22 protein-coding genes are annotated in these 25,173 nt (G+C 29.5%); 16 read left to right on the top strand and 6 right to left on the bottom strand.

Annotated elements, in window-relative coordinates:
* The 4 genes from ACWOA3_RS05995 to ACWOA3_RS05980 all read left to right on the top strand — a co-directional run.
* Positions 1 to 89: IS3 family transposase (locus ACWOA3_RS05995; RefSeq protein ID WP_456884698.1), on the top strand; the 89-nt coding region annotated here is incomplete at its 5' end.
* 1,060 nt (positions 90 to 1,149) lie between these two features.
* Positions 1,150 to 2,304: a hypothetical protein gene (locus tag ACWOA3_RS05990; protein WP_456884689.1), complete on the top strand. Its 1,155-nt coding sequence runs from the start codon at positions 1,150 to 1,152 to the stop codon at positions 2,302 to 2,304.
* A complete protein-coding gene (locus tag ACWOA3_RS05985; RefSeq protein WP_456884686.1) occupies positions 2,298 to 3,329 on the top strand; it encodes a hypothetical protein in 1,032 nt (343 codons plus the stop codon). Before ACWOA3_RS05990 ends, ACWOA3_RS05985 begins: the two co-directional genes overlap by 7 nt.
* A 28-nt stretch (positions 3,330 to 3,357) precedes the next feature.
* Positions 3,358 to 3,480: a hypothetical protein gene (locus ACWOA3_RS05980; RefSeq protein ID WP_456884684.1), complete on the top strand. Its 123-nt coding sequence runs from the start codon at positions 3,358 to 3,360 to the stop codon at positions 3,478 to 3,480.
* Here the strand turns inward: ACWOA3_RS05980 and ACWOA3_RS05975 are convergent.
* The 4 genes from ACWOA3_RS05975 to ACWOA3_RS05960 all read right to left on the bottom strand — a co-directional run bounded on the left by ACWOA3_RS05975 (position 3,464) and on the right by ACWOA3_RS05960 (position 7,204).
* Positions 3,464 to 4,678, bottom strand: a complete 1,215-nt coding sequence (locus tag ACWOA3_RS05975) for a Fic family protein (RefSeq protein WP_456884683.1) — start codon at positions 4,676 to 4,678, stop codon at positions 3,464 to 3,466. The genes ACWOA3_RS05980 and ACWOA3_RS05975 overlap by 17 nt on opposite strands.
* Positions 4,679 to 5,123: 445 nt before the next feature.
* Complete coding sequence (locus ACWOA3_RS05970; RefSeq protein ID WP_456884681.1) at positions 5,124 to 5,696, bottom strand: CYTH domain-containing protein; 573 nt, start codon at positions 5,694 to 5,696, stop codon at positions 5,124 to 5,126.
* Positions 5,684 to 6,253, bottom strand: coding sequence for a tRNA (mnm(5)s(2)U34)-methyltransferase (locus ACWOA3_RS05965; protein ID WP_456884679.1), 570 nt, complete (start codon positions 6,251 to 6,253; stop codon positions 5,684 to 5,686). The genes ACWOA3_RS05970 and ACWOA3_RS05965 overlap by 13 nt, the downstream gene beginning before the upstream one ends.
* Positions 6,254 to 6,274: 21 nt before the next feature.
* A complete protein-coding gene (locus ACWOA3_RS05960; RefSeq protein ID WP_456884675.1) occupies positions 6,275 to 7,204 on the bottom strand; it encodes an SAM-dependent methyltransferase in 930 nt (309 codons plus the stop codon).
* 592 nt (positions 7,205 to 7,796) lie between these two features.
* Here ACWOA3_RS05960 and ACWOA3_RS05955 point away from each other — a divergent pair.
* From ACWOA3_RS05955 to ACWOA3_RS05900, 12 genes are all read left to right on the top strand, one after another.
* A complete protein-coding gene (locus ACWOA3_RS05955) occupies positions 7,797 to 8,078 on the top strand; it encodes a DUF6110 family protein (protein WP_271964942.1) in 282 nt (93 codons plus the stop codon).
* A 1-nt stretch (position 8,079) separates the two neighbouring features.
* Entirely contained in the window at positions 8,080 to 10,134 is a 2,055-nt protein-coding gene (locus ACWOA3_RS05950) for a heavy metal translocating P-type ATPase (RefSeq protein WP_456884671.1), read from the top strand.
* A 283-nt stretch (positions 10,135 to 10,417) separates the two neighbouring features.
* Positions 10,418 to 11,422 carry an excalibur calcium-binding domain-containing protein gene (locus tag ACWOA3_RS05945; RefSeq protein ID WP_456884668.1) on the top strand — a complete coding sequence of 335 codons (1,005 nt, stop codon included), beginning with the start codon at positions 10,418 to 10,420 and terminating at the stop codon, positions 11,420 to 11,422.
* Between the two features lie 171 nt (positions 11,423 to 11,593).
* Positions 11,594 to 13,192: a hypothetical protein gene (locus ACWOA3_RS05940; protein WP_456884666.1), complete on the top strand. Its 1,599-nt coding sequence runs from the start codon at positions 11,594 to 11,596 to the stop codon at positions 13,190 to 13,192.
* Positions 13,192 to 14,202 carry an acyltransferase family protein gene (locus tag ACWOA3_RS05935; protein ID WP_456884664.1) on the top strand — a complete coding sequence of 337 codons (1,011 nt, stop codon included), beginning with the start codon at positions 13,192 to 13,194 and terminating at the stop codon, positions 14,200 to 14,202. The genes ACWOA3_RS05940 and ACWOA3_RS05935 overlap by 1 nt, the downstream gene beginning before the upstream one ends.
* A 118-nt stretch (positions 14,203 to 14,320) precedes the next feature.
* Positions 14,321 to 15,001: a sugar transferase gene (locus ACWOA3_RS05930; protein ID WP_456884662.1), complete on the top strand. Its 681-nt coding sequence runs from the start codon at positions 14,321 to 14,323 to the stop codon at positions 14,999 to 15,001.
* A gap of 154 nt (positions 15,002 to 15,155) precedes the next feature.
* Positions 15,156 to 16,373 (top strand): DegT/DnrJ/EryC1/StrS family aminotransferase, encoded by a 1,218-nt coding sequence (locus tag ACWOA3_RS05925; protein WP_456884660.1) that lies wholly within the window; start codon positions 15,156 to 15,158, stop codon positions 16,371 to 16,373.
* Positions 16,366 to 17,211: a LicD family protein gene (locus tag ACWOA3_RS05920; protein WP_456884659.1), complete on the top strand. Its 846-nt coding sequence runs from the start codon at positions 16,366 to 16,368 to the stop codon at positions 17,209 to 17,211. Before ACWOA3_RS05925 ends, ACWOA3_RS05920 begins: the two co-directional genes overlap by 8 nt.
* Positions 17,195 to 18,157, top strand: a complete 963-nt coding sequence (locus ACWOA3_RS05915) for a glycosyltransferase family 2 protein (RefSeq protein ID WP_456884657.1) — start codon at positions 17,195 to 17,197, stop codon at positions 18,155 to 18,157. Before ACWOA3_RS05920 ends, ACWOA3_RS05915 begins: the two co-directional genes overlap by 17 nt.
* 109 nt (positions 18,158 to 18,266) lie before the next feature.
* Positions 18,267 to 20,321, top strand: coding sequence for a LicD family protein (locus ACWOA3_RS05910; RefSeq protein ID WP_456884655.1), 2,055 nt, complete (start codon positions 18,267 to 18,269; stop codon positions 20,319 to 20,321).
* A gap of 1 nt (position 20,322) precedes the next feature.
* On the top strand, positions 20,323 to 21,039 hold the full coding sequence (locus tag ACWOA3_RS05905) for a LicD family protein (protein ID WP_456884653.1): 717 nt from the start codon (positions 20,323 to 20,325) through the stop codon (positions 21,037 to 21,039).
* Between the two features lie 16 nt (positions 21,040 to 21,055).
* Positions 21,056 to 22,048, top strand: coding sequence for an acyltransferase family protein (locus tag ACWOA3_RS05900; protein WP_456884651.1), 993 nt, complete (start codon positions 21,056 to 21,058; stop codon positions 22,046 to 22,048).
* Between the two features lie 2 nt (positions 22,049 to 22,050).
* Here the strand turns inward: ACWOA3_RS05900 and ACWOA3_RS05895 are convergent, their stop codons facing one another.
* Both ACWOA3_RS05895 and ACWOA3_RS05890 read right to left on the bottom strand, forming a co-directional pair.
* Positions 22,051 to 23,526: an MBL fold metallo-hydrolase gene (locus ACWOA3_RS05895; protein ID WP_456884649.1), complete on the bottom strand. Its 1,476-nt coding sequence runs from the start codon at positions 23,524 to 23,526 to the stop codon at positions 22,051 to 22,053.
* A gap of 12 nt (positions 23,527 to 23,538) precedes the next feature.
* Positions 23,539 to 25,020: an oligosaccharide flippase family protein gene (locus tag ACWOA3_RS05890; RefSeq protein WP_456884647.1), complete on the bottom strand. Its 1,482-nt coding sequence runs from the start codon at positions 25,018 to 25,020 to the stop codon at positions 23,539 to 23,541.
* Between the last annotated feature and the right edge of the window lie 153 nt (positions 25,021 to 25,173).

Below are 25,173 nucleotides of genomic sequence, written 5' to 3'. Positions count from 1 at the left end.
TAAATTATTACAACAACAAGAGAATTCAATCAAAAACAAAATGGATGCCTCCTGTACAATACAGGATAACATCCACTTGTCTAAACTAAATATATATGTGTCCAGAATTTTGGGTACACATCAAAATCGATTTTGTCGAGTTGCCCCCGCACAGGTTATTAGATATCTAAAAAGCTTTTGCAAAGCGAATTTAGATATCAATAAACCACTGCGTCTAAATTTTATTTTGTTTACTTTGTAAAAGGCTACTTTATGAGCCAGTAGCCTATCTTTATTATAGCACCAGAAGTCACATCGGAAAAGGTTTTCTTTTCGTGGTTATAATGAAAGTTATAATTTTAAGATTATATAAATAGTAGCAGAATAAGAGGAGTAGAGCTCTTTGAATTAATTGACAACTAGAAAAGATATATGGTAGAATATAGATAAGTGAATTGGACGATTATATTCACATGTGATCACGAAAAGCAACTGAAAGGCGATTCAGTTGCTTTTTTATATGTATTAACATACTACTTTGTATGAGAATAAATATTCATACATGAGTGAATAACATGTACGTCGTGCCTAAATAGGGCTACTTTTTCCTGTTGTTTTTATCATTTAGGAAATAAAAATATTCTATAAATAGGAGAACAATTCCCACAAATAGTCCAACAAGAATTTGGACGATTATATCGTACATGCAACCACCTCCTTTTGGAGCTAGTAGCCTATCTTTATTATAGCACTAGAAGTCATATCAGAAAAGGTTTTCTATTTATAATTATAATGAAAGTTATATTTTTAAGATTATGTAAATGGATAGAGAATTAGAGGAATATCTCTTCGAATTAATTGACAATAAGAACTGGTTCTTCAATTGGCTTTTTAATATATGTTTTATTTACTTAGGTTGATTGCTAATTATCAGCCTTTTTTATTTTGAAAATATAGAATAAGATTATTTTTATGTTAATTGTAATAAATTATTTTTTATTTATTAATTTAATTATTTCTTAACTGTTATGTTTGTATTATATTGTGTTTTGATGTAGAATGAAGTTGGAAAGGTAGTGAATTTTATAAAGATTTTCTTACGAAAGATGATTGTTGAAATCGCTGTAAACTTTATAGAATTACTCAAAACATAAAAGGGAGGGGATAGGCATGAATAGTAAAAAAATTATAAAATTTCCTGTTAATAGAAAAGGATATACAGGAATAAGAAGTCGTAAGTATAGAGATTTTAATCTCAATCAAGGTTATGGTGAAATACAGTTCTCTTCTAAAGAGATTGAGTCTGATTTTAATGAATCGATGAAACTTTTTGCAGAATTTATTGAGAATTTTGAAGATCCTAAATATGAAGCTAATGTAAAAAAAGCTATAGATTTATCTAAGTACAACGTAGATGCTAGGGTTTGGGAAATAGTTAGTAAAGATTGTACGGAACATAAAATTGAACAAGAATTAATACGACTAAAAGAAGAAGTATATACTTTTGAGGACGGTTTTGTTGATGGTAAACTACTTCCGATTAACTATCTTCATTTGAGAGTCTGTCATCACCTTGCGGAATTTTATTTAGGAAATAAGTTATATAATAAAGTTCAGAATGCATATCAGCCGTTTTATTTCGCTTTAGATATGGACAATGAGGTTATAATGCCGATGTATCATAATTTAGTAGTAGCTAGTCTTATATTAAATGATTTTACAGAGATTAATCGTTACTATAAACTGGCGAATAAACATGGTAAAAATGACGACGAGGTTATGTTATTATCAAAAGTATTTTACCATTTAATGCAGGGAGAAGAGAAAGAAGCTGTTGCATTTTTCAACAAATTGATTAAAGTTAATAAATATATTTCTGATGTTTTAGATAGAATAACTAATCCTAAGTTAATTAAGTTTAGTACGGATGATGATTGTAAGTATTTAGAGGCTCTTAATACTGTCATGAAATTTGATTATTTCTTAAGTAAAGAGTACTATTTTGACTTTCTTATGCATGTTAGGGAAAGTGAATATATTATTGGAGATGATTTGGATAAATATGCGGATCGTAAGGAAATAACAGTTGCTGATATGAAACGAGATAGATCGTTTATGGCTATTCGAGATACTGAATTAAAAATTATGCACGAGAACTTTTTACTTACAAAAGAAGATTTCTTAGAAATTACTAAGGCTGAGTTTTTGAAAATAAAAGGTTTAGGTAAGAGAACTATCAGGAACTTGCATATGAATGGTGTAATGTTTGCTGATGATAGTGAGTTTGATATCCAGATGGAGCTAATGGAGGATGACTTATGGTAAAACGTGATAAAAAATTTGAATTATTGCTTAAAGAATTTTTAGAAACTGAGGGGAAGAATTTTCCTAATAGAGAAGATGCTATTGAGGTTTTTGAACATATTTATAATATGGTTGAAGATGGTTATGATGTTGATGGCCCTCTTGGTGATATTGTCGATGCGATTGATGATAGTGATATGAGTGTTTTTGACAAGGTTAATGCTTTACGAGAACTGCATGGGGAAAATCATAGTGGTATAGAGATAGCTATTGAGCTTGGAGAGGATATTTTATATTCAGAAAGTGATGAAGATACCGAAGAGATGATATTAGCGAATGCTCTTGCAGGGTATTATGTTAAAGCAGGTATGTACGAAAAAGCTGCGAAATTGTATGGACTTTTGTTAAAAGCTAGTCCGTCTGATTTTTCTGAGGTTACAGATGAACTGACACATGTTTATGTTCGCCTAAATAGAGATGACATGATGAGAAATCATATTAAACGTTTCGATTGTCTAAAATCAGAGCCTACGCTGTTGCTTTTAAGTATCTTTAGTATAAATCAAGGTAAACTTGACGAAGCTCATTATTATATGACGAAGCTTAAAGAACTTAATAAATACATTGGTATAATCTTTAAAGGTGGTTTTGAGAAAGTTGAAAGCTTTATAGAGGGAACTCTGCAAGATGAAAAAGATTTGCAAAAACCAGAAGTTTTCGAAATTCATTTTGCAGCTAGCATAGCTAAAGATTATCTGACTAGTAAATACCATTATGAGTTGTTAGAAAAATTCTATAAAGAAGTAATAGAAAATAGAGTAGTTCTGATAGTGGAAGGACGTCTAAATATTTCCAAGGAAATGATGAAAAAAGATCCTGTTTTTGCTGGTATGGAAAGACAATTAAACAAGTTTATCGATGCTGAATTATATAATAAAGAAATACTTGAGTCTTATACAGAAAAAGAACTGAAAAAACTAGGTGGCATAGGAGCTACAGTCATTCAGAAATTAAAAAATAACGGCGTTAAGTTTAAAGAAGATTAATTAAGAGATAGATTTATACCGCAAACACATGTACATACAAGAGGCAGTAGATAATCTATTCGTTGTAGATGTATATACAAAAATAGAAAATCTGGGAAGTGAATCAAAAGTGATTCATATGTTCCCAGATTTTTTTATTCAAATATTTTAGCTAAAAAGTCATCGCTAAGTGTATATATTTTTGGTTTTTTCTTAATCACTGTAATCTTGTCTTCATTTTCTTCTAAATATTTATTTAAAGTTTTTGTAGAAATTTCTAAAATATTAGATACTTCAGTATGGGTTATTAAAGCATCTTTAGCACTAAATAAATGACTTTGTAGAAGTAAGAATAGTATATTTTTAAGTGTATCATCAGCAATATTTTCGTTAATATAGTTTCTTGCTGTGAACATTTTTTCAATATTTTCTGTTAAGAAAGATAATATATGTTCTTGTCCTGAAACCAAAAGTTCTAAGTTTTCTCTAACAAATAGAGTCATATCACCTTTGTTTAAAGGGTGTGATGTTTTTTCAAAACTCTTATAGTATTTATTTTTATTTCTATTAATACTATATGAAAGAGTAATTGCGGTAAATATATCTACTACACCTGTAAGGGACTTAGCAAGTAAGTATCTACCCACACGACCATTCCCATCATAAAATGGATGGATATATTCAAAATAGTAGTGGCCAATGAGAATTTTATAAAGCTTTGGCAAGTTATCATAATTCATAAATCTAATTAAATCAGCCAGTCCGTTGTTAATATTATCTTCAGTTGCTAAACCATGATGAATGATATCATTTCCAGCATAGACACTTACGGTTCCTTTTCTAAAAACTTCTCCATCTAAAACATTTTCTTTTGAAACCTCATCCCCAACGAGAACATCATAAATCTTTCTGAAATCTTTAGGTTCAAGTATTTGAACTTCTTTGTCTAGATAAGAATATAGTGTGGCCATACCAGCAAAACGTCTAATGTTAGGAGAATTGCTATCTTTTTTAGAAAGTGCTTCGCTAATTTCTTTTTTAGAACTATGAATACTTTCGATTTCATTAGTACTTTGAAGTTCATTGATAAGCAACAAATTAAAGAATTTCTCTTGTGCAGCATTTGGAAGCATATTTTGTTTAGCAATAATCTCGGTACTATTGTTATAAATTTTCTCTAGAATTAAGACTAGTTCTTTAGAGTTGTATATAAATAATGGATACTCTTCAGGTTTTCTTATACCCTTAATAAAGGGATTGATTTTAAGAGAAGTAACAAAAGTAGAAGGAGAATGGATTCTATTGTTATATTCAGTTTCTATATCTAAATTCATATGAAATAATTTTTCTAGTGGATAATATTTATTCATATAAATCACCTACTTTAATATATTTTTAATAATTATAACATATTCAAAATGGAAAAAACAGGTAAAATTTCCATTTTGAGGTCAGAAAAGTAATTCAAAATGGAAAAAAAGGTCGAAATTTCCATTTTGAGGCCAGAAAAGTAATCAAAAATGGAAAAAACAGGCAAAATTTCCATTTTGAGCTCAAAAAAATGATTCAAAACGGAAAAAACAGGTAAAATTTCCATATTGAAATCAGGATGTAAGTGCCTCTCTCACCCCCATAATAAGTTATAATAAAAAACCTCCTATACGCATTTACTCAAAAGATATTATTTTGAATAATTTGTGTATGGAAGGTTGTTTTAAATTATATTACTTGATTATATAAAAGTTTGTATCGTCGTACAGAAATATGCTTGTAATCTATATTTTATATATTAATTTTATTAATTTTTTATTTTGTTTATCGTTTTGAATACTCAACAGCTCTTGCTATTTTAGGTTTTGCTGGATTTTTATCTATATTATTTTCCTTTAATAATTTTTCAAATGCGGCTAGTCCTGCTTCGTAATCTTTCGTCTCGAATTCTAATTCATAATCGACGATATCGTTAATAAATGCTGTTTTATCAAGAACCAACAATCCGTCTTCTAATGTTACTTCATGTCTTAATGTTTCTATTTTTTGAATTAGCATCGGAGTTTTAATCTTCACGTTCATTCGCTCTAATTCTGTGATAATCTCATTTGGTAAAATCGGTAGTACGGTTGGTTCTTTTGGATATCTTTCATCAAGAGGCACGTTGATTTCGACATTTTGAGTTTCACCTTTTATTTTCAGAGTCATCTCCATTTTTTTGTTAGTGTATCGAATTCTTAGTGCAGCTCCGATTTTTTTGAAACTTTCATCTGCATCATCATAGTAGAAATTTTTGTTAATTATTTCTTCAGAATTACTTAGGTTATATTTATCAGATAATGCATCATATTGATTTTTACTTAGTAAGTTTTTAAATTCTATTTCTATTTCTCGCATGAAATTTCCTTTCTTTTTTCAATCGCAATAATAAATGGAGCGTTGTTTTTCTGATTTATGAATTGATAAATTAGTACTTCAGCTTCTTTTTGGTCAAGGTTTTGAAGTTCGTTCAACAATGCTTCTTTTTCTACCTTACCATTCTCATGACCCCAGTAGACAACGATGACGATTCTGCCACCAACTTCTAGATGCAGTAAAAATTTTTTGATAGTCGCAAGTGTTGTCTCAGCTATTGTTGTAATCTCTTGATCAGCATTGGGTAGATAACCTAGATTAAAGACAACAGCACGGATTTTTTCGTCTATGTATTTGTCAAATTCAAAATGAGAATCAAGAATAATCTCACATTTGTCAGCTAGTTCTGCTTCTTTAATAAGGTTTGTTGTATTTTCTATTGCCAATTGTTGGATATCAAATGCATAAACTTTTTTCGCTGAAGTTTTCGCTAGAAACAATGTATCATTTCCATTTCCTGCAGTAGCGTCAACAACGATTGAATTTTTATCTATAACTTCTTTTAATAATTTTTTGCTAAAAGCTAATACCTTATCCATATTATTATCCTTATTATAAAATTATTTTTGTCTATCTACTTTCATTTCTGAAAGAATATCGCTAAGTTCGTAGTAGTTGTCGCTTGCGATTGTAAAATCAAGTGATGTGTTGATAATCTCAGCCAGCAGTTTTAAATTATCGCTTGTATAGTCTTCTTCTCTGTCTAGATTAGCTTTAAGATCAGCCACAAGTTTTTCTAATTTCTCTACTAAATCAGCTTCTGTAGTATCATCATTTTCATCGAAATCTTTAGTATAGTCTTTAATATTAAAGCTAAGACCATCTTTTAATGGTTCGATATATAAAGCGCGTAAGTTATTCACTTCTTCACCAACCGCAGCTGAAAGTTCATGTAGAGGTGCAGTATAAATTTTTTCATATTCAGCACCAGCTTGCTCGATAACTTTAACTTCATGGTCGTAAGGATAGAAAGACATAAGCTCATCCGATACATTCGCTGCAGTCAAATCGTCATAACATTGTGTAATAAGCAGATGTTGTAGAGGGTTAACCTGTTTTAACGTTTCTAATGCAGTAGCATCTACAAGAGAAAATCCTTCTACAGGATCGAACTGTGCAGCGTTGAAGCAAGAATCTAAAAAGCTCTCTCCACCAACAATTTTAACATCTTTTCCGCTATTTATAAGAAGTTGAGTAGTTAACTCGGCAACCATCGGATGCCCTGGAACAAGATACATTACATCGCTATTTTCAGAAAGTTCAAGAACATAATTTGCAATACCGTTATAAGTATTCTCGAAATTTTCACTTTCTGTATAAAATCTATCGCAAGTTTCAAATTCGATGTTGTTATCTTCTAGGAAAGAAATCGCGGGATGCTCCTTAGTGCGTGCTATAACCTTCGCATTAGTATTTTCTAGTAAAAGTTGTTTAATATTTTCTTTAATATTTGAACTATCATTCGGTCCAAGTCCAATAATATAAATCATAAGTTTCTCCTTATTATAGATTTAGTCTATTTTTCTAATCTTAAAGAGGATAGCTTGAAAATCGTGATTTCTGAGAAATTGATTTTGCCTAATTACCCTCATTCTTTAACATAGTTATTATAACATAAATAGCCTATCGATTGATTAAAAACATTTCTAACACAAATTAATAAAAGAGAGAACTGAATTTTTAATGTTTAAAAAAGATAGAAAATATAAATAATAATTATATGTTTTACATTGATAAACAACTATGTTCACTACAGTATAGAGAAGAAAAATTACCATGGTGAGTAAAGTTGCTTTAGGAAATGTTAGAAAATAGGTAATTTTAGAGTTAAATTGTATAAAGAAAAAGATGAATATGTACCTAAATACTTTAAAAACAGGGAGTTATAAAATTATTAATAAGAAAATAAAACATTAAATTTTTGACTATACAAGAATAAAGAAAAGTGAAAATATTTTCGAGTTAAAAGATTTTTATAATATTAAAAATAAGAGGTGAAAGCTTGATATGTTTAGATTTACATATAATTAGCAAAGTGATATAATTGAATTATAATAATGAATTTATAAGGAGGAATTGAATATGTCAATTAAAGCGTTAAAAGTTGCTAAAGCAGCACTTAAAACACCAGGGGTATTTGCAGGAGGAGTAGCATTCGGAACTTTCGGTCTTAAACTTTTAGCAAGCAAAGATGCTAAGAAAGGTTATTCAGTTGTTTTATCAAAATTATATAAAGCAAAAGATGGCGTAGAAGGAACTGTTTCAAACATTAAGCAACATGCTGATGATGTAGTGGCAGATGCTAAAGACTTATACGAAAAAGAAAAAAGAGAAAGCAATCTTCAAGAATTAGAGGCAAAATAAGATGGATTTTAAAATACTGCATCTGTCAAGTGCCCGAGCGAGGGTTAGAGCTGATTTTCGCTTAACACCAGATGTAAAAGTATATTTTAAAAAACAAGCAGCCAAAATCGAAAACATACAAAAAGTGGACTTTTATCAAGATGAGTACACTTTTGTTGTTATTTTTAAAGAAGGAAGTAGTAGTTGTTTACAAGAGTTCTTTAAACTAGTTGATAAAGAAAAAGTAAAAAATTGTTATGAGAATCCAGTAGCTAAAGCTGAGGAAAGTCCTTATTCGATAATAATGGACGCTCTGTTTTGGCGTGCAATGTCAAAATTATTCGTACCACTTCCACTAAGAGCGATTCATACATGGTGGAAAGCTTCAGGGTATTTGAAAGATACATTGAAACTACTAGCGCGTAAGCAGGTTACTATGGAAACATTAGATTCTGCGGCGATTCTTGTATCATTAGCGACAGGTGCGAGAGATACAGCAAGTTCTATTATGTTTATTTTAGAACTTGGAGAATCACTTAACAATTGGTCTGAGAAAAAGTCTGTTAAAGTTCTTGAACAAAGTTTAACTTCTATCGATAAAGAAGTATGGCTTGTTGAAGAAGAAGGAAATAGAAAAGTAACTTGTTCAGAAGTTAGAACAGATGATGTAATCCTAGTTTCAGAAGGGAATGAAATTCTATTCGATGGTATCGTTATGACTGAGGGTGCTAGTGTTGATGAAAGTTCATTAACAGGAGAAAGTTTCCCAATTGTCAAAAATATCGGAGATAAAGTTTATTCTAATACGATAGTTGTTAACGGTGAAGTTAAGATTAAAGTCGAAAACCCACAGGTTAATGGTCGTATCCATCATCTTATCCAATTGATGAAAGATTCTGAAAGTAGAGAAGATGCATATCACTACAAATATATAAAACTAGCTGATAGCATTGTAAAATACAATTTCTTAGCGATGGGACTAACGTATTTATTTACTAGATCATTTTCTAAGGCAATTTCATTCCTATTAGTTGATTATTCATGTGCATTGAAATTATCAACACCGGTGGCGTATTTAACTACTATTAAAAACTTAATCGATAAGAAAATCGTAGTTAAAAATTCTGTAACTCTTGATAAATATGAGGATATCGATACATTTGTTTTTGATAAAACAGGAACAATAACGGTGTCTAAACCATATATTCAAGAAGTGTTACCATTTTATGGGTATTCTTATGAAGAAGTATTAAAAATAGGAGCGTGCTTAGAAGAACATATTTATCATCCGATTGCTAGCGCTGTTGTGAGTAAGGCAGAAGAAGATGGAATTGAGCATGAAGAAATGCATACAGAGTTATACCACATCGCATCAAAAGGTATAGTTTCTCATATTGATGGAGAAAAAGTTGTTATCGGAAGTAGACAATTATTAAAAGATGAAAATGTAGTTGTCACAGCTGAACAAGAACAACTAATTGCTGAAAAACAAGAACAATATAACCTATTATTCTTAGGGTATAAAGGACAATTAATTTCAATTTTCTGTGTAGATATACCGTTAAGAGATGAAGCGAATGAGGTATTAACTGAACTTAGAAATAACGGTAAAAAAGTTGTCTTATTAACAGGGGATAACGAAGTAAGAACGAAGAAAATCTTAAATGATGTTACTTTCGACGAAGTATATACAAGTATGACTCCAGTTACGAAATTTGAGTACATTAAGAGTGAAAAAGAAAAAGGACGTCATGTACTTATGATAGGTGACGGTCTAAATGATTCGGCTGCACTATCGGAAAGTGATGTAAGTATCGTTATGAGTGAAAGTGCTGATCTTTCGAAACAAATCAGTGATGTCGTTCTAAAATCAGATTCACTTAACTCGTTATTACTATTATCGGATGTTTCTAAAAAATTACGTGTGCAAATGAGTAATAACGTTAAAAGTACGGTGTCGATTAATAGTTCACTAATATTCCTAGGACTGATAAATGTATTGCCATCTAACTTGCTAGCGTTACTACATAATTTAACTACATTTAGTATTGTACTGAAAAACTTTAATATTAAGTAGAGTAGGTCAAAAGATTCTGAGATAATTATTATGGAAGAAGGTACCTATTTCTTTTATCTTAGAATATGTAAACTAAATTAGCCTTATTAATCGCTGGGGTATGTAAACTAAATAACAATAAAACTTGAGTCTGGGGGAACCTGGATTCGAGTTTTATTATATAGATAATGTAGGTTTTGGCAAATAGATATTTCTTACTTAAGATTTCCTTTATGATCATATTTGAAAATGGATACAATATATAGTATTATATCAGTATAATATAATAAAGGAGAGCATATTAATGAATAAAAAAAGAAGATTATTAAGTATTGTGGCGGTTGCGTCATTAGTAGCAGGTATAGGAGAAGTAGCAAGCTCGCAAGCACAAGCAGTTACATTCCATAGTTGTAAAGAAGCGTGGAATCAAGGATATGGAGATATTCGAGTAGGAGAAGAAGGTTATTCAAGACATCTAGATAGAGATGGTGATGGAATAGCATGTGAAATCAGTAAATCAAATGGACAATATAAACCACGTGCTCAACATGCTCAAAATGGTTGGGTAAAAAGCGGTGGTGCTTGGTATTACTATAAAAATGGTTCGGCAGTAAGAAATGCATGGGCAGGAAATTACTGGCTAGGATCAGACGGAAGAATGGTAACAAATAGCTGGGTAGATAACAACCGTTACTACGTAGGAAGTGACGGAGCATGGATAAAAGGTTACGGAAATAAATCAGGATGGCAAAAAGAAGGTGGATCTTGGTATTACTATAAAAACAATTCAGCAGTAAGAAATGCATGGGCAGGAAACTACTGGCTAGGATCAGATGGAAGAATGGTAACAAATAGCTGGGTAGATAACAACCGTTACTACGTAGGAAACGACGGAGCATGGATAAAAGGCTATGGAAATAAATCAGGATGGCAAAAAGAAGGCGGATCTTGGTATTACTATAAAAACAATTCAGCAGTAAGAAATGCATGGGCAGGAAACTACTGGTTAGGATCAGACGGAAGAATGGTAACAAACAGCTGGGTAGATAATAACCGTTACTACGTAGGAAATGACGGAGCATGGATAAAAGGTTACGGAAATAAATCAGGATGGCAAAAAGAAGGCGGATCTTGGTATTTCTATAAAAATGGATCAGCAGTAAGAAACGCATGGGCAGGAAACTACTGGCTAGGATCAGACGGAAGAATGGTTACTAATAGATATGTGGATGGTGGCCGTTACTATGTAGGAAATGACGGAGCATGGGTCCCATCGCTTCCACCTATAAGCGATTTGAAAGATGAATAGTCAAATATTATAAAAAGAATTAATATAATAAGAGCTTTAGTTCACAGATTAGGTGAGCTAAGGCTTTTTGTAGTTACCAGCCGCAGTTGAAATAAATACCTAATTATAGTATTATACTAGTGATATTAAATTCAAATACTATATCTAAGGTGAAAGGAGGTAAAGTAAGTGGTGAAGAAGGGTATATCTCTAATAATTTCGTTTGTTATCACATTATTGATAGTGTTTTTATATAGATATTTATATGGCTATATTTATCACGCTGTTGATGATGTTACAATTAATTATTCAATATTAAATAAAGAATATACTTTACTACCATATTTGGGGATAATATTAACAAAGTCACTAACAATATTACAAAGTATATTTCCTAGTATTAATATATTTTTTGTATTCTTAGTATTAATGTATAGTATAAGTTTCTCAGGTTTACTTTATCTGCTTAGAGATAAAAAATATAAAATAGTACTATGGATAATTGTTTTAGTTATTGAATTTGCTTTGATAAAATATTTTACATATTCTATGGTTGCCTACTTGTTAGCTATATCTGGAATATTTTTATTATATAAAGAAAATAATATTGTTGTTCCAACTATACTTATATTTATAGGAATTTCTCTAAGAGTTCAAATAATATCTAGTCTTTTGATACTATGCCTAGCTGTAATTATATTTGAATTAATAAAAAATAAAAAGGTAAAACAAACTGGTATACTAATTGGTATAATTTTTATTGTAAGCTTAACGAATTGGTTATTCATACAAAGTAATGATATTGAGAAATCGTATATAGAATGGAACGAAAAAAGTACATTGATTAGAGACTATCCTGCTATTGATTATTCTGCAAAAAAAGAAAGTCTTGATAGAATGGGTGTTACTGAAAACACATTAGCAAGTCATAATTCGTGGATTCTCTCTGAAAAGCGAGTCTTTAGTAACGAGCTGTTAGACAATCTTGATAAAGTAAGGTCAGTATCAGAAAAGTATAATGTTTCGATTAAAAAGATAACGATTGAGTATTTTTCTAATGAGTTTTATAAGTTGTTTACATTTTTTGTACTTCTTGTTTTTCTATTTTATAAATCAAAAAGTTTTTATGGATATTTGTTATTTTTCAGTCCTATAGCTTTATTAATAGCACTAATAGTAAGGCAGAGGATAGTAGAGAGAGTTTATATACCTATCATTATTCTGTCTATATTTATTTTTATTGTATATGGTAATGAGTTATTTATAAAAAGAAGTTATAAATTATTAAGTGGTTTAGAAAATGTTATTTTTACAGTTTCTTGCATATTATTGATGAATACTATAGGAACTTATGGGAATAATGAATTATATTGGTTTAATTATAATTCGTACGATTTTAATAAGGATTATAATGATGTACTAATTAATAATAAAGATAATTTGTATATTATTTCAGGGTATGGAAACTTAGTTAGCTCACAACCGAATGTTAGTAAGGTTTTTGTTGAGAAAAGTAAGTTGACGAATAATATAATTACTTTTGGAACTTGGCAAACTTTTTCACCAGGATATCACGATAAACTAAATGAATTTGGTGTAAAAGATACAGATAATATACTTTCTAGTGCAGTAAATAGTAATAATATTAAATTTATTTTATCTAGTGATTCTAGTGTTTTTGATAAAATAAAAATTCTATTTAAAGAGAACTATGGTAGAGAAGTTTATTTCGTAAAAGATAGCAATATTACAAATGATATTAATGTATATTTATTAAGGAGTGATAAGTAATGAGTAATAAGAGAATTAAATATATAGATATGTTAAAGGCTTTTTGTATAATATTAGTAATAGCTGGTCATATGGGATACACTCCTGCTAAAGTAAAATTATTATTGTATATATTCCATATACCGTTATTCTTCTTTTTATCAGGAATGACTTTAAATGTTGAAAAGTATGATTCTATCATTCAATTTTTTTCGAAGAAATTTAAAGCGATAGTTATCCCGTGTTTTTTAATGAATATTTCTATATTTTTTATCAAATCTGTTATTTTACAACCGCAACTTATATTAAAGATAGATATCTTATATTTCATAAAAGCATTAATTTTAGCTGATAGAATGCATATGTATTATCAACTATGGTTTTTAAATGTACTCTTTTTAGCAGAACTAGTTTGTTATTTCGCGATAAAATATAGTGATACATGGTATAAATATGTGATTGTATATATTGTTCTTATACTATGTGGAAGCTTAGGAAAGAAACTATATGCAATGGAATTTTGGTTGATCTGGAGTTTTGATCTTGTACCGTATGCATCTATCTTTATTTTATCTGGTTATATATTGAGAAAGAATCTAGCTAACGTACAGAACTATTTTAAGAAATTATATTTTATACCGGTATTAGCAGTTAGCGTAGTGTGTGGTGTGTATAATACAAGAGTAGATTTATATTATCAACAGATTAATTCAACTTTCTTGTATTTTGTTGCTGCTTTCTTTGGTATATGGGCAAGTTTAATATTTTTTGTGAATATACCTAGTTTGTATGTATTGGAAAAAATCGGTGGGAACACACTAATTTATTATGCATACCATTCTCCGATAGTATTATTTATTCTTGATATAATTATGGAGCAAGTATCTAGCAAATATACAGGAATATTTTTCAGCAACTATGTTATAGCTATTGTGGAATTATTATTAGCTATAATATTTTGTGAATTAATAGCTCGAATAATCAATAAGAGTTTCCCATTTCTTATCGGAAAATCATTTAAGACAACCTAATTTGGTTGTCTTTTTTACTGGGTTTTCTTCTGTTATATCTAGAAATATGTTATAATAAAAAGATGAAATAAATTTGAAAACTGTTTATAAATATTCAGTTAAATAAGTAAGGTGAAAGATGAACATTGATAATAGATTTGAAACAGAAGCGGTAAAAAAGTATAGAGCTTCGATAGAAAAGAAGAAGATATCGTTATTTCTGAAATTACTTTTTGATAAGGTGCTGGCATTAATTTTGCTTATTCCTTTATCACCAATAATTTTGGGAATAGCTATCTGGATAAAACTTGATAGTGAAGGTCCTGTGTTTTACAGGCAAGAGCGTATAACGACATATGGCAGAACTTTTAGAATCTTTAAGTTCAGAACTATGGTTAAAGATGCGGATAAGCTTGGAACAGCTGTTACTCAGCAAAATGATCCTCGTATAAGTAAAGTAGGACACAAGCTTCGCAAATTGCGTGTTGACGAACTTCCACAACTTATCAACGTACTTGTAGGTGATATGAGTTTTGTTGGAGTAAGACCTGAAGTTGCGAAGTATGTAAATAAATACACTGATGAAATGAATGCTACATTGTTACTTCCTGCGGGGATAACTTCTCCAGCGAGTATCGAATACAAGGATGAAGATGAAGTTATCGAGAAATTCAAAGGAAGCGGACGAAGTGTAGATGAAATCTATGTGGAGGAAATTCTTCCAGATAAGATGAAGTATAACTTAAAGTACATTGAAGAATTCAGTGTTATAAATGATATTAAAATAATGATAAGAACTGCTTTAGCGGTAATTAAATAGAATATAATGAGATTAAGGCTTTTTAATTGATTAAAATAGATTGTATTGTATAATAATAGATAATTCGATCAAGAAACACAAGAGGCCTTCCACATTATTAGTCTCTTGTGTTTTTTTATTAGAAAGAGTAGAAACAAATAATTAGGAGTTTGAGATGAAAAAATATAATATACCATTTTCTCCACCAGATATTAGTGAAGAAGAAATAAATGAAGTAATAGACACTTTAAAATCAGGATGGATTACAACTGGACCTAAGACAAAAGAATTAGAAAGAAGACTATCAGAATTTACGGATACACCGAAAACTGTTTGTCTAAATTCTGCAACTGCAGCGTTAGAATTAACATTACGTGTTCTAGGTATTGGTGAAGGTGATGAGGTTATCGTTCCTGCGATGACTTACACAGCTTCTTGTAGTGTGATTTATCACGTTGGAGCGAAGGCTGTTATTGTTGATATCGCTGAAGATAGTCACGAAATGGATTATGATGCTTTAGCTGATGCTATTACTGAGAATACTAAAGCTGTTATTCCTGTTGATTTAGCAGGTATTCCATGTGATTATGACAAAATTTTCGAAGTTGTTGAAAGTAAGAAACACTTATTCAAAGCTAATAGTGAATATCAAGAAAAACTTGGTAGAGTAGCTGTTGTAGCCGATGGAGCACATGCTTTAGGAAGTGCTTATAAAGGTAAGAAAATTGGTTCTGTGGCTGACTTTACTACATTCTCATTCCACGCTGTGAAAAACTTCACTACTGCTGAAGGTGGAAGCGTGACTTGGAAAGAAAATGAAAACTTTGATAATGAAGAATTATATAGAGAATATCAAATATATTCTCTTCATGGGCAAACTAAAGATGCTCTAGCTAAGACAAAAGCTGGATCTTGGGAATATGATATAGTTATTCCTGGATATAAATGTAATTTAACTGATATCGCAGCATCTATTGGACTAGTTCAACTAGATCGTTATCCTAAACTTTTAGAACGTCGTGAGAATATTATTAGTCAGTACAATAAAGGATTTGAAGGGACAAGAATTACAGCTCTAAGTCACAGTTCAGAAGACTATAAATCTTGTGGACACCTGTATATAACTCATGTTGAAGGTGCTACATTTGAACAACGTGGTGAAATAATTGTAAAAATGGCAGAGCGAGGAATTAGCTGTAATGTTCACTATAAACCACTACCGTTATTAACTGCGTATAAAAACTTAGGATTTGACATTGAAAACTATCCTAATGCATATAATTACTATGTAAAAGAAATAACATTACCTCTACACACTAGACTTAGTGATGAAGATGTAGCTGTTATTATTGAAAACTTCAAGGAAATAGTCGAGGAGGTAGTAGGTGAGTAGTTTAAAAGAAATACAGAATAAAAGCTTAGAGATGGCTGAATATTTTGTAGAATTTTGTAAAGAACATAACTTACTTTGTTATCTTTGTGGTGGTGGAGCTATTGGTGGCCTAAGGAATAAAGGATTTATCCCTTGGGATGATGATTTAGATTTTTTCATGCCTAGAAAAGATTATGAAAAACTTCCAGAACTTTGGAAAAAGCATGCCAAAGAACAATATTTCTTATCAAAAAGTGACAGTAATTTCGTTGATAGAAACTTATTTATCACGATTCGTGATAGAGAAACAACATGTATAAAACCATATCAGCAAGATTTAGATATGCCACATGGTTTAGCGTTAGATGTTATTCCTTTGGATTACTATCCTAAAAATGAAGCGGATAGAAAAAAACAAGTTCGTTGGGCATTGATTTATTCACTATTCTGTGCTCAAACTATCCCAGAAAAACATGGTGCAATTATGAAATGGGGTAGCAAGATTCTTTTAGGTTTAACACCTGGGAAATTACGTTATAAAATTTGGAAAAAAGCTGAAAAAGAGATGACGAAATACACTCTAGAAGAAAGTGATGGAATAACAGAACTTTGTACAGGTCCAGGATATATGAAGAAAAAATATCCGATTGAAGCATTCGAAGACAATATCTTTATAGATTTTGAAAATACTAAAATGCCTATACCTGTGGGGTATGATATTTATCTGAAAACAGCATTTGGAGATTATATGACACCTCCACCAAAAGAAAAACAAATGCCACATCATGACGCAGTTATAGCGGATATGGAAAATAGTTATCTTAAGTATAAAGGGGAATATTATGGACGAAAAAATTAGTGTAATAGTACCGGTATACAATGTAGAACAATACCTAGAGCGTTGTGTTGACTCAATAATCAATCAAACATATAAAAATTTAGAGATTCTCTTAGTAAATGATGGTTCTACTGATAACAGTGGGCAACTTTGTGATGAACTTGCAAAGAAAGATGATAGGATTAGAGTAATTCATAAGGAGAATGGTGGCTTATCTGACGCGAGGAATGTTGGTATAGATGAAGCTGAAGCCGAGTTGATTGGCTTTATAGATAGTGATGATTATATTGATGAAGATATGTATGAAGTGCTGATGAACAATCTAACAAAAGCAAATGCAGATTTGTCTATGTGTGGACACTACGATGTTTATAATAATGTTCCTGAAGCACAAGTAGCTGATAAGAAAACATGGGAACTAAGTTCTAAAGATGCCATTAAAATGGTTATGGAAGCTAAAATATTATCTGTTACAGCTGTTAATAAGTTATATAAGAAGAGTTTATTTTCAGATTTGAAATTTGAAATTGGGAAAATTGCTGAAGATGCATTTATTATGATAAAACTTCTTGATAAATGCAATGTAGTGGTAGCGACAAATGAGAAAAAATATTACTATGTTCATAGAGAAAATAGTATTACTACTCAGAAATTTTCGCTTAAGTTTTTAAATGTAATAGAAGCTTATGAACAAAATAGGAAGATTATTTTAGAAAAGTATCCAGAATTAAAAAATGTAGCTCAAATGAGAATGAATTGGGCATATTTCTATGTGTTGGATAGATTATTGTTAGATAAGGAATACAACGATAAAAAATTAGAAAACAAGTTAATATCGTATTTAAAAAATCATAGTAGGGATATACTAAAAGATTCATTATTTACAAAAGGTAGAAAAATTGGATTCGTATCCTTATTATTGAATAGAAATCTATATAGAAAAATAATAGAGAAGAGAGGATATTAATCAGAGTATGTTAAAGCTAATAGAAAAAAATTATTTTAAAATAAATTTGGCATTTATTTTAATAGTTGCGATTTATTGTATGTGTGGCTTAATAGTACCATTACAATTTATGTCAGCAAATAAGATTGTTGCAGGAGGAATGACGTTACTTGGAATTTTTTTAGCGACGTATAATTTATTCATAAAAAAAGTTTATTTGAAGATAAAAACAATAGAATACTTATTGCTGTTTTTTGCTTTTAATATTATTACTAGCATTCTAGTGATATCGTATGGGTATTCTACAAATATTAAAAATACGTTAATATTTTATATTTATTTCTTAACAGTATTCCCTATATTTACAGGAATTACTAGAGAAGAGGGTAAAAAATTATATAATTACTTTTTCTATACAGTTACTGTACTTAATACTTTCGGCGTATTAGTTTCATTAATTCAATTCGTATTACTGAAAGGTTACAGAGTACATGACTATAAAGGATTGTATATTAGACAAGGGTTTGTAGAGTCTAGATTATTTGGTATTTTAGCAAGTCCAAACTTTTTATCATTAGTTTCTCTAATTGTAATTATATTTTTAGTGTCAAAAATATGTGATTTTAAGAAAAATTATAAATATTTATCTTCATCAACTATTGCATTGAATTTTATCTATATCGTCTTATCTGGTTCAAGAACAGCATTTATCTGTATGTTCTTAGTATCAGTTATTTATTCAATAGTGATGTTTTATCAAAAAGGAAATGCTAAATCGCTGTTAAAAGTAGTTATGGCAATTGTAGTTGTATTATTCAGTTATAAAGCTGTTAATTTCACTAGTGAGCAATATTTAAAATACAACAAAGAAAGATTAGAAGCTCAAGATAAGAAGTTAGAAAATAAAGATAACAATCTTTCTTTAGAAAGAACTGATACAAGTGAAGAAAATATTTCTAACAACAGGTTTGCAATTTGGAAATCTACAGTATCTTTCGTACCTAAAAAACCTATTTTTGGTTACTCAGGTGGAAACTGGTATGAAATTGGTAAAGAGAAGAATCCAGATGAGTATATAATAAGAGAACACTATCTTACTCACAATGGATATTTAGAAATTCTATTTTATAATGGAATTGCAGGATTTATTTCAATGGGAATATTTGTATTATCATTTTTCACATCAATGGTAAAACGATTATTTAGGGATAAAAAAGAAGATTTAGTTAATAAAGATTTATTATCAATGTTTATGATATTGGTAGTAATATTAGTGTCTAATTTATTCTTAAGTTCTACATTTTATGGTATCTCATTATTAGGTATTACGCTATTCTTAATGGCTGGTTATTACTATTCTGTTGTGAGTACTGACAGGAGTAATTTTAAAAAATTAGATGCAAATGAAATTAAAGAGATAGAATTAGGTGTTATGGACTATATTCATAATATCTGTAAGAAAAAAGGAATAAATTATTCTTTAGCTTATGGAAGTTTGCTAGGTGCAGTAAGGCACAAAGGGTTTATTCCTTGGGATGACGATGTTGATATTGCATTGAAAAGAAATGAGTATGATAGTTTATATCAAGCAATATTAGAAGATAATGATAGTGTCTATAAAGTTGTTTCATGGGAAAATGATTCTAGATATCCTTATCCATTTTATAGAGTATATGATAGTAGAACTGTCTATGAGAATAATTATATACAAAATGATATAGAATTAGGGATTTGCGTGGATGTATTTCCTTTTGATAACTATAAAGATATAAACAAAGAAGTTACTAAATTAGATATGTATCGTCGACTTTCTGTATATACTTTGTATGGTATAAGAAATAAAGAAGCGGGTATTAAGAATATTATTCGCTATGTACTATTAGTAGTGTTTAGATTAACTAGTGTAAAAAGTTGGAACAGAAAGCTTAATGCTTATTCTACAATTGACAGCAATAGTGAGTTTATCGATTACTTGATGGAATCTAAAAAATACAGTACAAAGATAGACTCTAAGACTTTGGATGAAGTAGTTGAATGTAAATTTGAAGATAGAATTTATAATATTCCTAAAGAATATGATCATATTCTAACTACAATTTATGGTTCTGATTATATGGAAATACCACCAGTGGAAAAAAGAATACAACATGATGATTTTGTAGCGTATATGAAAAAGGAGAAGTAATATGTTGCAATGGCTCAAGAGGAGTTTAGCTAGTTTTTTAGGTGATAAAAAAGATGTGGTTAAAAACCTCCCTTTAATAAAAAAATTAAATGAAAAAGCTAATATTGAATTAGATTCTAAAAGAAGTAATTTGCTAAAAGAAAACTTTGAGGGAATTCTAAATGTTGTTTATAGTTCTGATTTGAAGGATTATAATATTTGGTTGGACTTTGGAACGTTATTAGGTTATTACCGAGAAAATGATTTTATAAGCCATGATTTAGATATGGATTTCGGAGTTCAAATTTCAAGTTTTGAAGAATTTGAAGTGATAGAAAAACATCTTATTAATAATGGTTTTAACAGAACTAAAGAATTCTATTTCAATAAAAATTTAGTTGAATTATCTTATAGTTATAAAGGGCTTAATGTAGATTTTATTATCTATAAAAAAGAAAATGATAAGGTATCTTCAGATACAATATTTTTTATGACAAATGCATTAGGGAAACCTACTCGCTATGAGGTGTATCACTATGAAATTCCATTCTCAGATTTAAAAGAATGTGAGTTTAAAGGTAAGAAAGTAAAGATTCCTAATAATACACAGGAGTATCTAAGAACTCTATATGGAGAAGATTTTGAAACACCGAATACTAATTATAATTGGAAAGAAAATCCAATTTATAAGCAGGGAGATGCAGAGTTAGCTGAGGTTATTTTACATAAAGGAAAGTAAGTTAGAGGATAATATTATGGGAAATAGAATAGCATTATGGGATAATCTGAAGTTTTTTCTTGTAACGTGTGTTGTGATAGGACATTTTGTAGATCAATTTACTGGTTTATCTAATATTTATGATAGTATATTTTTATTTATTTATTCGTTTCATATTCCGCTGTTTATTTTTATAGCTGGATTGATGTTTAAGAATAAGAATATTACAGCCAAAGCTATATTTTTTATAAGTATTGGTTTTTCTTATAAAATAGTTTCGGCAATTGTGGAAAGGTTACTTGGGACAGTGAAGGTTGAATTTTTCCTGCTATGGGATGGTGGACTTTCATGGTTTATGTTTGCCTTGGCGGCATATATGGTAATTTTAAAAATAATTGAGAAACAGAACAAGGAATATATTTTAGTGTTTTCGATTGTATTGGCTTGTTTTGTAGGGTATGATCCAGGAATAGGAGACTTCCTATACATATCAAGGATAATAATATTTTTCCCATTCTTTTTGAGTGGGGTATTATTACAAAACTTCGATATTGTAAGTTTTAAAGATAAAAATTCTAAATATAAATTCTTAGCAGGACTTATAGTTCTAGTTTGGTTAGGGTTATGTATTTATGAAGTTGATAGAATATATGGGCTAAGATATCTGTTTACAGGGAGAAATCCATTTTTCCCAAGGATAATGAGCTATGCTCCATTAGTGAGATTAGCTAGTTATATCATATCTTTTAGTATAGGTTTTTCCCTTGTAATGCTTGTGCCTAATAGAAGACTTGGCTCGATTACAGATATGGGAAAAAATTCTATAAATGTTTATTTTTGGCATATGCACATATATTATACATTGAATAAACTATTTGGAATTTCTAATATATTCCATTGTGGTGTAAAAGGGAAAATAACTTTTCTTGTGATTGCGATTATTTTGAGTATAATATTATCCCAAAATATATTTAATTTCCCGATAAAACAAATAAGAAATCAAGTATTTTCAATTAAAAAAGCAACGTGATTTTAAGAATCACGCTGCTTTTTGTTTTTAATGCTATATCCTAAATAACAAATTATTAATAATGATATTATGAATAATGGATAGTTTTTATAATCAGAGAAACTTATTTTTCCTTCGTTATTCACATGAAGAAAACCAATCCATTTGTTTTTACTTAAAGTTCCGTCAGCTTCAAAATGATAGAAGTTTTCCCATTCACTTTTTGCTGCTCTTCCATCTTTTTTGAAATAATATTTAGAAGTTGAATCAATTTCTTTCCAAGAATCTGTTAACATTCCGTTATTTTTATCTATATAGTAGACATTATTATTATCTTTAACTATACCTGTTTTTAAAGAGCCATCGTCGTTAAAGTAAAACCACTTGTTATCAAGATATTTCCAGCCTACCGCAACAGTACCTGAATCAAAGAAATAGTACCAATTATCGTTGTGCTGTGTCCAACCATCTTCAGGGTCTTCATTTTTCCAATTTTTAAATTTTAATGTATTGTTTTCATTATAAAACCCATAGTGAGGATAATCATTAGAAATATCTTTTACTTCTCCATTATTAAACTCTAAAGAAATTGCTGCTCTGTCTAGCTGACCTGCATTTATAATACTAATATTTTTTTGTTTTAGATACTCGGCATATTTTTCTTCTACAGGTCTAATACCTGTTTTAATAATTTTTTTAGGGTTAAGTTTATCTACAAATTCTTTTGTATTTGATTTTGTTGTTTCTACATGATGATTAAATTTCATAACATCTACCTGACCGATTAATGGGCCATATTTTTCTTCAAGGTGTCTTTCAGTATTTTCTAAATCTCCACCTAGGAAAATTCTAGTATTATTAATGTTTACTATTGCCAAGATAGAATTCAAGTTGTCATCATATACTTTTTTTAAAGAACCGTCACTTTCGAATTCATTTTCATAATTTAGTAAATCTATTTTAATATCTCCAAGAGTCAGATGTGAATCTTTTTCAGAGATATCTTGAATAATTTCAGTATTAGTTTCTTTTGCTGCCTTTAATGCTCTTTCGTATCCATATAAATTATCCCAAAGTCTTGTTTTATCAGAAATTCTATCATCACTATATTTTTTAATGTATAGTTTTTCTGTTGAGATAGATTTTAGTACGTCATGTGCAGAACCAACATGATCTGAATGTGCATGAGTTATAATAATAAAATCAAACTTTTTAATTCCCAACTGTTTTATATGAGCGAATAACCTATCTTGGGTGATTTTCTTTTTGTCTTTTGTTATTCCTTCTCTATCAGGATATCTAGGGTCTGAACCATCTGGATATGAGAAATCTTCTCCTGTATCAATCATAGCGTAATGTCCGTTGCTTTCAAGAATCATAGCATCTGACCATTCAGCTACGGTAATAATATGTAATTTATCATTAGCTTTAGCATATGATGTTGGCAGAAAAGTTATAAATAATAGTGTTGTTATAATTATTGTTTTTAAAAGTTTCATAAATACTCCTTATTAACTCTTTTTAATTTTCCCTTTAACCATATTTATCGCATAGTTTATTGTTGAATCTTTTAATATTATTAGAGCAACTAAATAATAAATTCCACAGATTGCTATGACTGTACAAACCATAAGAAGCATGCTTAATGTTATTTCGTAAGAATGAACACAGAATAGTAATTTAGTTACGAAGTAAATTGGTATAAATCCAAGTGATACTACAAGGTATTTATACAGTGAAGAAAATACAGATGACAAGTTAATCAACTTATGTTTTTTGATAAACTGTATTTCTAATAATACTACTAGTCCTTCAGCAAAAATTGTTGTTCCGATATAATATTCAGGTTTGAAAATATTACAGAAGTACAATGTAGAATTTAATATTACATTCAATCCACCACCGATGAAGTAAAATGATGTTAGTTTACTTTCGAAGTCGTTGATAAATATAATTTGTTTTCCTAATATCATCTCAATAGCCCAAATAATAGTTCTAATGGCGAAGATACTCGTTACTATTCCTGCTTCTAAGTATTTATCTGATGAATAAATAACAGTCGCATATGTTCCTAGAATCATTATCCCTATACTTGTAGGTATCATTAAGAAGAAGAATAGGGAAGAACCTTGTCTAATTAGATATTCATATGAGTCATGATCTTTTTTCCCTAAGTAATAACCTAATCTAGGAAGGCTGACATTTAATGCACCGCTAAGAACCCCAGCTATAAGCATCACTATGCTCGATGCTATAGTGTAGTATGAAATATAGTTTTCATCGGGACTTTTTGTTATAAACATTCTATCAAGTAATGTATAAAGCATATTCGCATTTGCTAATAATAACATTGTTGTTAGTGCTTTTGTAGATGTTAATAGGTCTTTAATATCAATCTTAACAAATGCAACTTCTTTTTTTATCCATAAGAAACTTAGTAGATAATTTAAAATTGTAGTAGCACTCATTATAATTGCATACGGTATAATATCATCTTCTGTTTTTACAAAAGCGAAAATTGACACTAACATCGCTATTCTAATAAATAGTGTTTTATATAGAATAAATGTGTAGTTTTCGTACGCTTCATTCATCCATTCAATATTTAAGAATTGAAATAGAGCTTGAATTCCAAGTATATAGTATAAAATCTTTAAATTTTCAGTTTCATGTGTCCCTACGCTAATGAATATAAAATATAAAGCCGTTATAGCTATCGAAGTAATTACTGATATATAAAATAATTTTGAAAATACGTAGTTAATTTTGTTTTTATCATCTTTAACTTTACTTATCGATCTAATACCATAGTTGTATATACCAAAGGCTGCAAGAGGTATTACAAAACTAGCCCAGGTATTTGCTGTGTTGAAATAGCTATAGTTCGATTTGCTAAGTATTCTAGTTAAGTAAGGATTAGTGATTAATGGAAATACTATGTTTAGTACATTAACCATTAAGCTTGCTAATGCATTAACTTTTATGTTTTTCATAAAAAGAAATCCTTTCTAAAATTCTATTTAACATTATAACATATTTTCAATTTATTGGCTTATAATAATCAGACTAGATAGAAGATTTTTGATGTTTATAGTTTTTCTATGATATAATAAAATAGATAATATATTGAAAAATAGATTTTAAAG

Source organism: Gemella taiwanensis (genome assembly GCF_054054385.1).
Note: the sequence above shows the minus strand (reverse complement) of the source record. Positions and strands in the feature narration are given on the sequence as shown.

Excerpts from the sequence above, each read along its gene's own strand:
- ACWOA3_RS05915 (WP_456884657.1), top strand. The coding sequence starts at position 17,195 with ATGGACGAAAAAATTAGTGTAATAGTACCGGTATACAATGTAGAACAA.
- ACWOA3_RS05925 (WP_456884660.1), top strand. The coding sequence starts at position 15,156 with ATGAAAAAATATAATATACCATTTTCTCCACCAGATATTAGTGAAGAA.
- ACWOA3_RS05975 (WP_456884683.1), bottom strand. The coding sequence starts at position 4,678 with ATGAATAAATATTATCCACTAGAAAAATTATTTCATATGAATTTAGAT.
- ACWOA3_RS05965 (WP_456884679.1), bottom strand. The coding sequence starts at position 6,253 with ATGGATAAGGTATTAGCTTTTAGCAAAAAATTATTAAAAGAAGTTATA.
- ACWOA3_RS05910 (WP_456884655.1), top strand. The coding sequence starts at position 18,267 with ATGTCAGCAAATAAGATTGTTGCAGGAGGAATGACGTTACTTGGAATT.
- ACWOA3_RS05980 (WP_456884684.1), top strand. The coding sequence starts at position 3,358 with ATGTACATACAAGAGGCAGTAGATAATCTATTCGTTGTAGATGTATAT.
- ACWOA3_RS05990 (WP_456884689.1), top strand. The coding sequence starts at position 1,150 with ATGAATAGTAAAAAAATTATAAAATTTCCTGTTAATAGAAAAGGATAT.
- ACWOA3_RS05900 (WP_456884651.1), top strand. The coding sequence starts at position 21,056 with ATGGGAAATAGAATAGCATTATGGGATAATCTGAAGTTTTTTCTTGTA.
- ACWOA3_RS05930 (WP_456884662.1), top strand. The coding sequence starts at position 14,321 with ATGAACATTGATAATAGATTTGAAACAGAAGCGGTAAAAAAGTATAGA.
- ACWOA3_RS05960 (WP_456884675.1), bottom strand. The coding sequence starts at position 7,204 with ATGATTTATATTATTGGACTTGGACCGAATGATAGTTCAAATATTAAA.
- ACWOA3_RS05935 (WP_456884664.1), top strand. The coding sequence starts at position 13,192 with ATGAGTAATAAGAGAATTAAATATATAGATATGTTAAAGGCTTTTTGT.
- ACWOA3_RS05905 (WP_456884653.1), top strand. The coding sequence starts at position 20,323 with ATGTTGCAATGGCTCAAGAGGAGTTTAGCTAGTTTTTTAGGTGATAAA.
- ACWOA3_RS05970 (WP_456884681.1), bottom strand. The coding sequence starts at position 5,696 with ATGCGAGAAATAGAAATAGAATTTAAAAACTTACTAAGTAAAAATCAA.
- ACWOA3_RS05955 (WP_271964942.1), top strand. The coding sequence starts at position 7,797 with ATGTCAATTAAAGCGTTAAAAGTTGCTAAAGCAGCACTTAAAACACCA.
- ACWOA3_RS05950 (WP_456884671.1), top strand. The coding sequence starts at position 8,080 with ATGGATTTTAAAATACTGCATCTGTCAAGTGCCCGAGCGAGGGTTAGA.
- ACWOA3_RS05890 (WP_456884647.1), bottom strand. The coding sequence starts at position 25,020 with ATGAAAAACATAAAAGTTAATGCATTAGCAAGCTTAATGGTTAATGTA.
- ACWOA3_RS05945 (WP_456884668.1), top strand. The coding sequence starts at position 10,418 with ATGAATAAAAAAAGAAGATTATTAAGTATTGTGGCGGTTGCGTCATTA.
- ACWOA3_RS05985 (WP_456884686.1), top strand. The coding sequence starts at position 2,298 with ATGGTAAAACGTGATAAAAAATTTGAATTATTGCTTAAAGAATTTTTA.
- ACWOA3_RS05895 (WP_456884649.1), bottom strand. The coding sequence starts at position 23,526 with ATGAAACTTTTAAAAACAATAATTATAACAACACTATTATTTATAACT.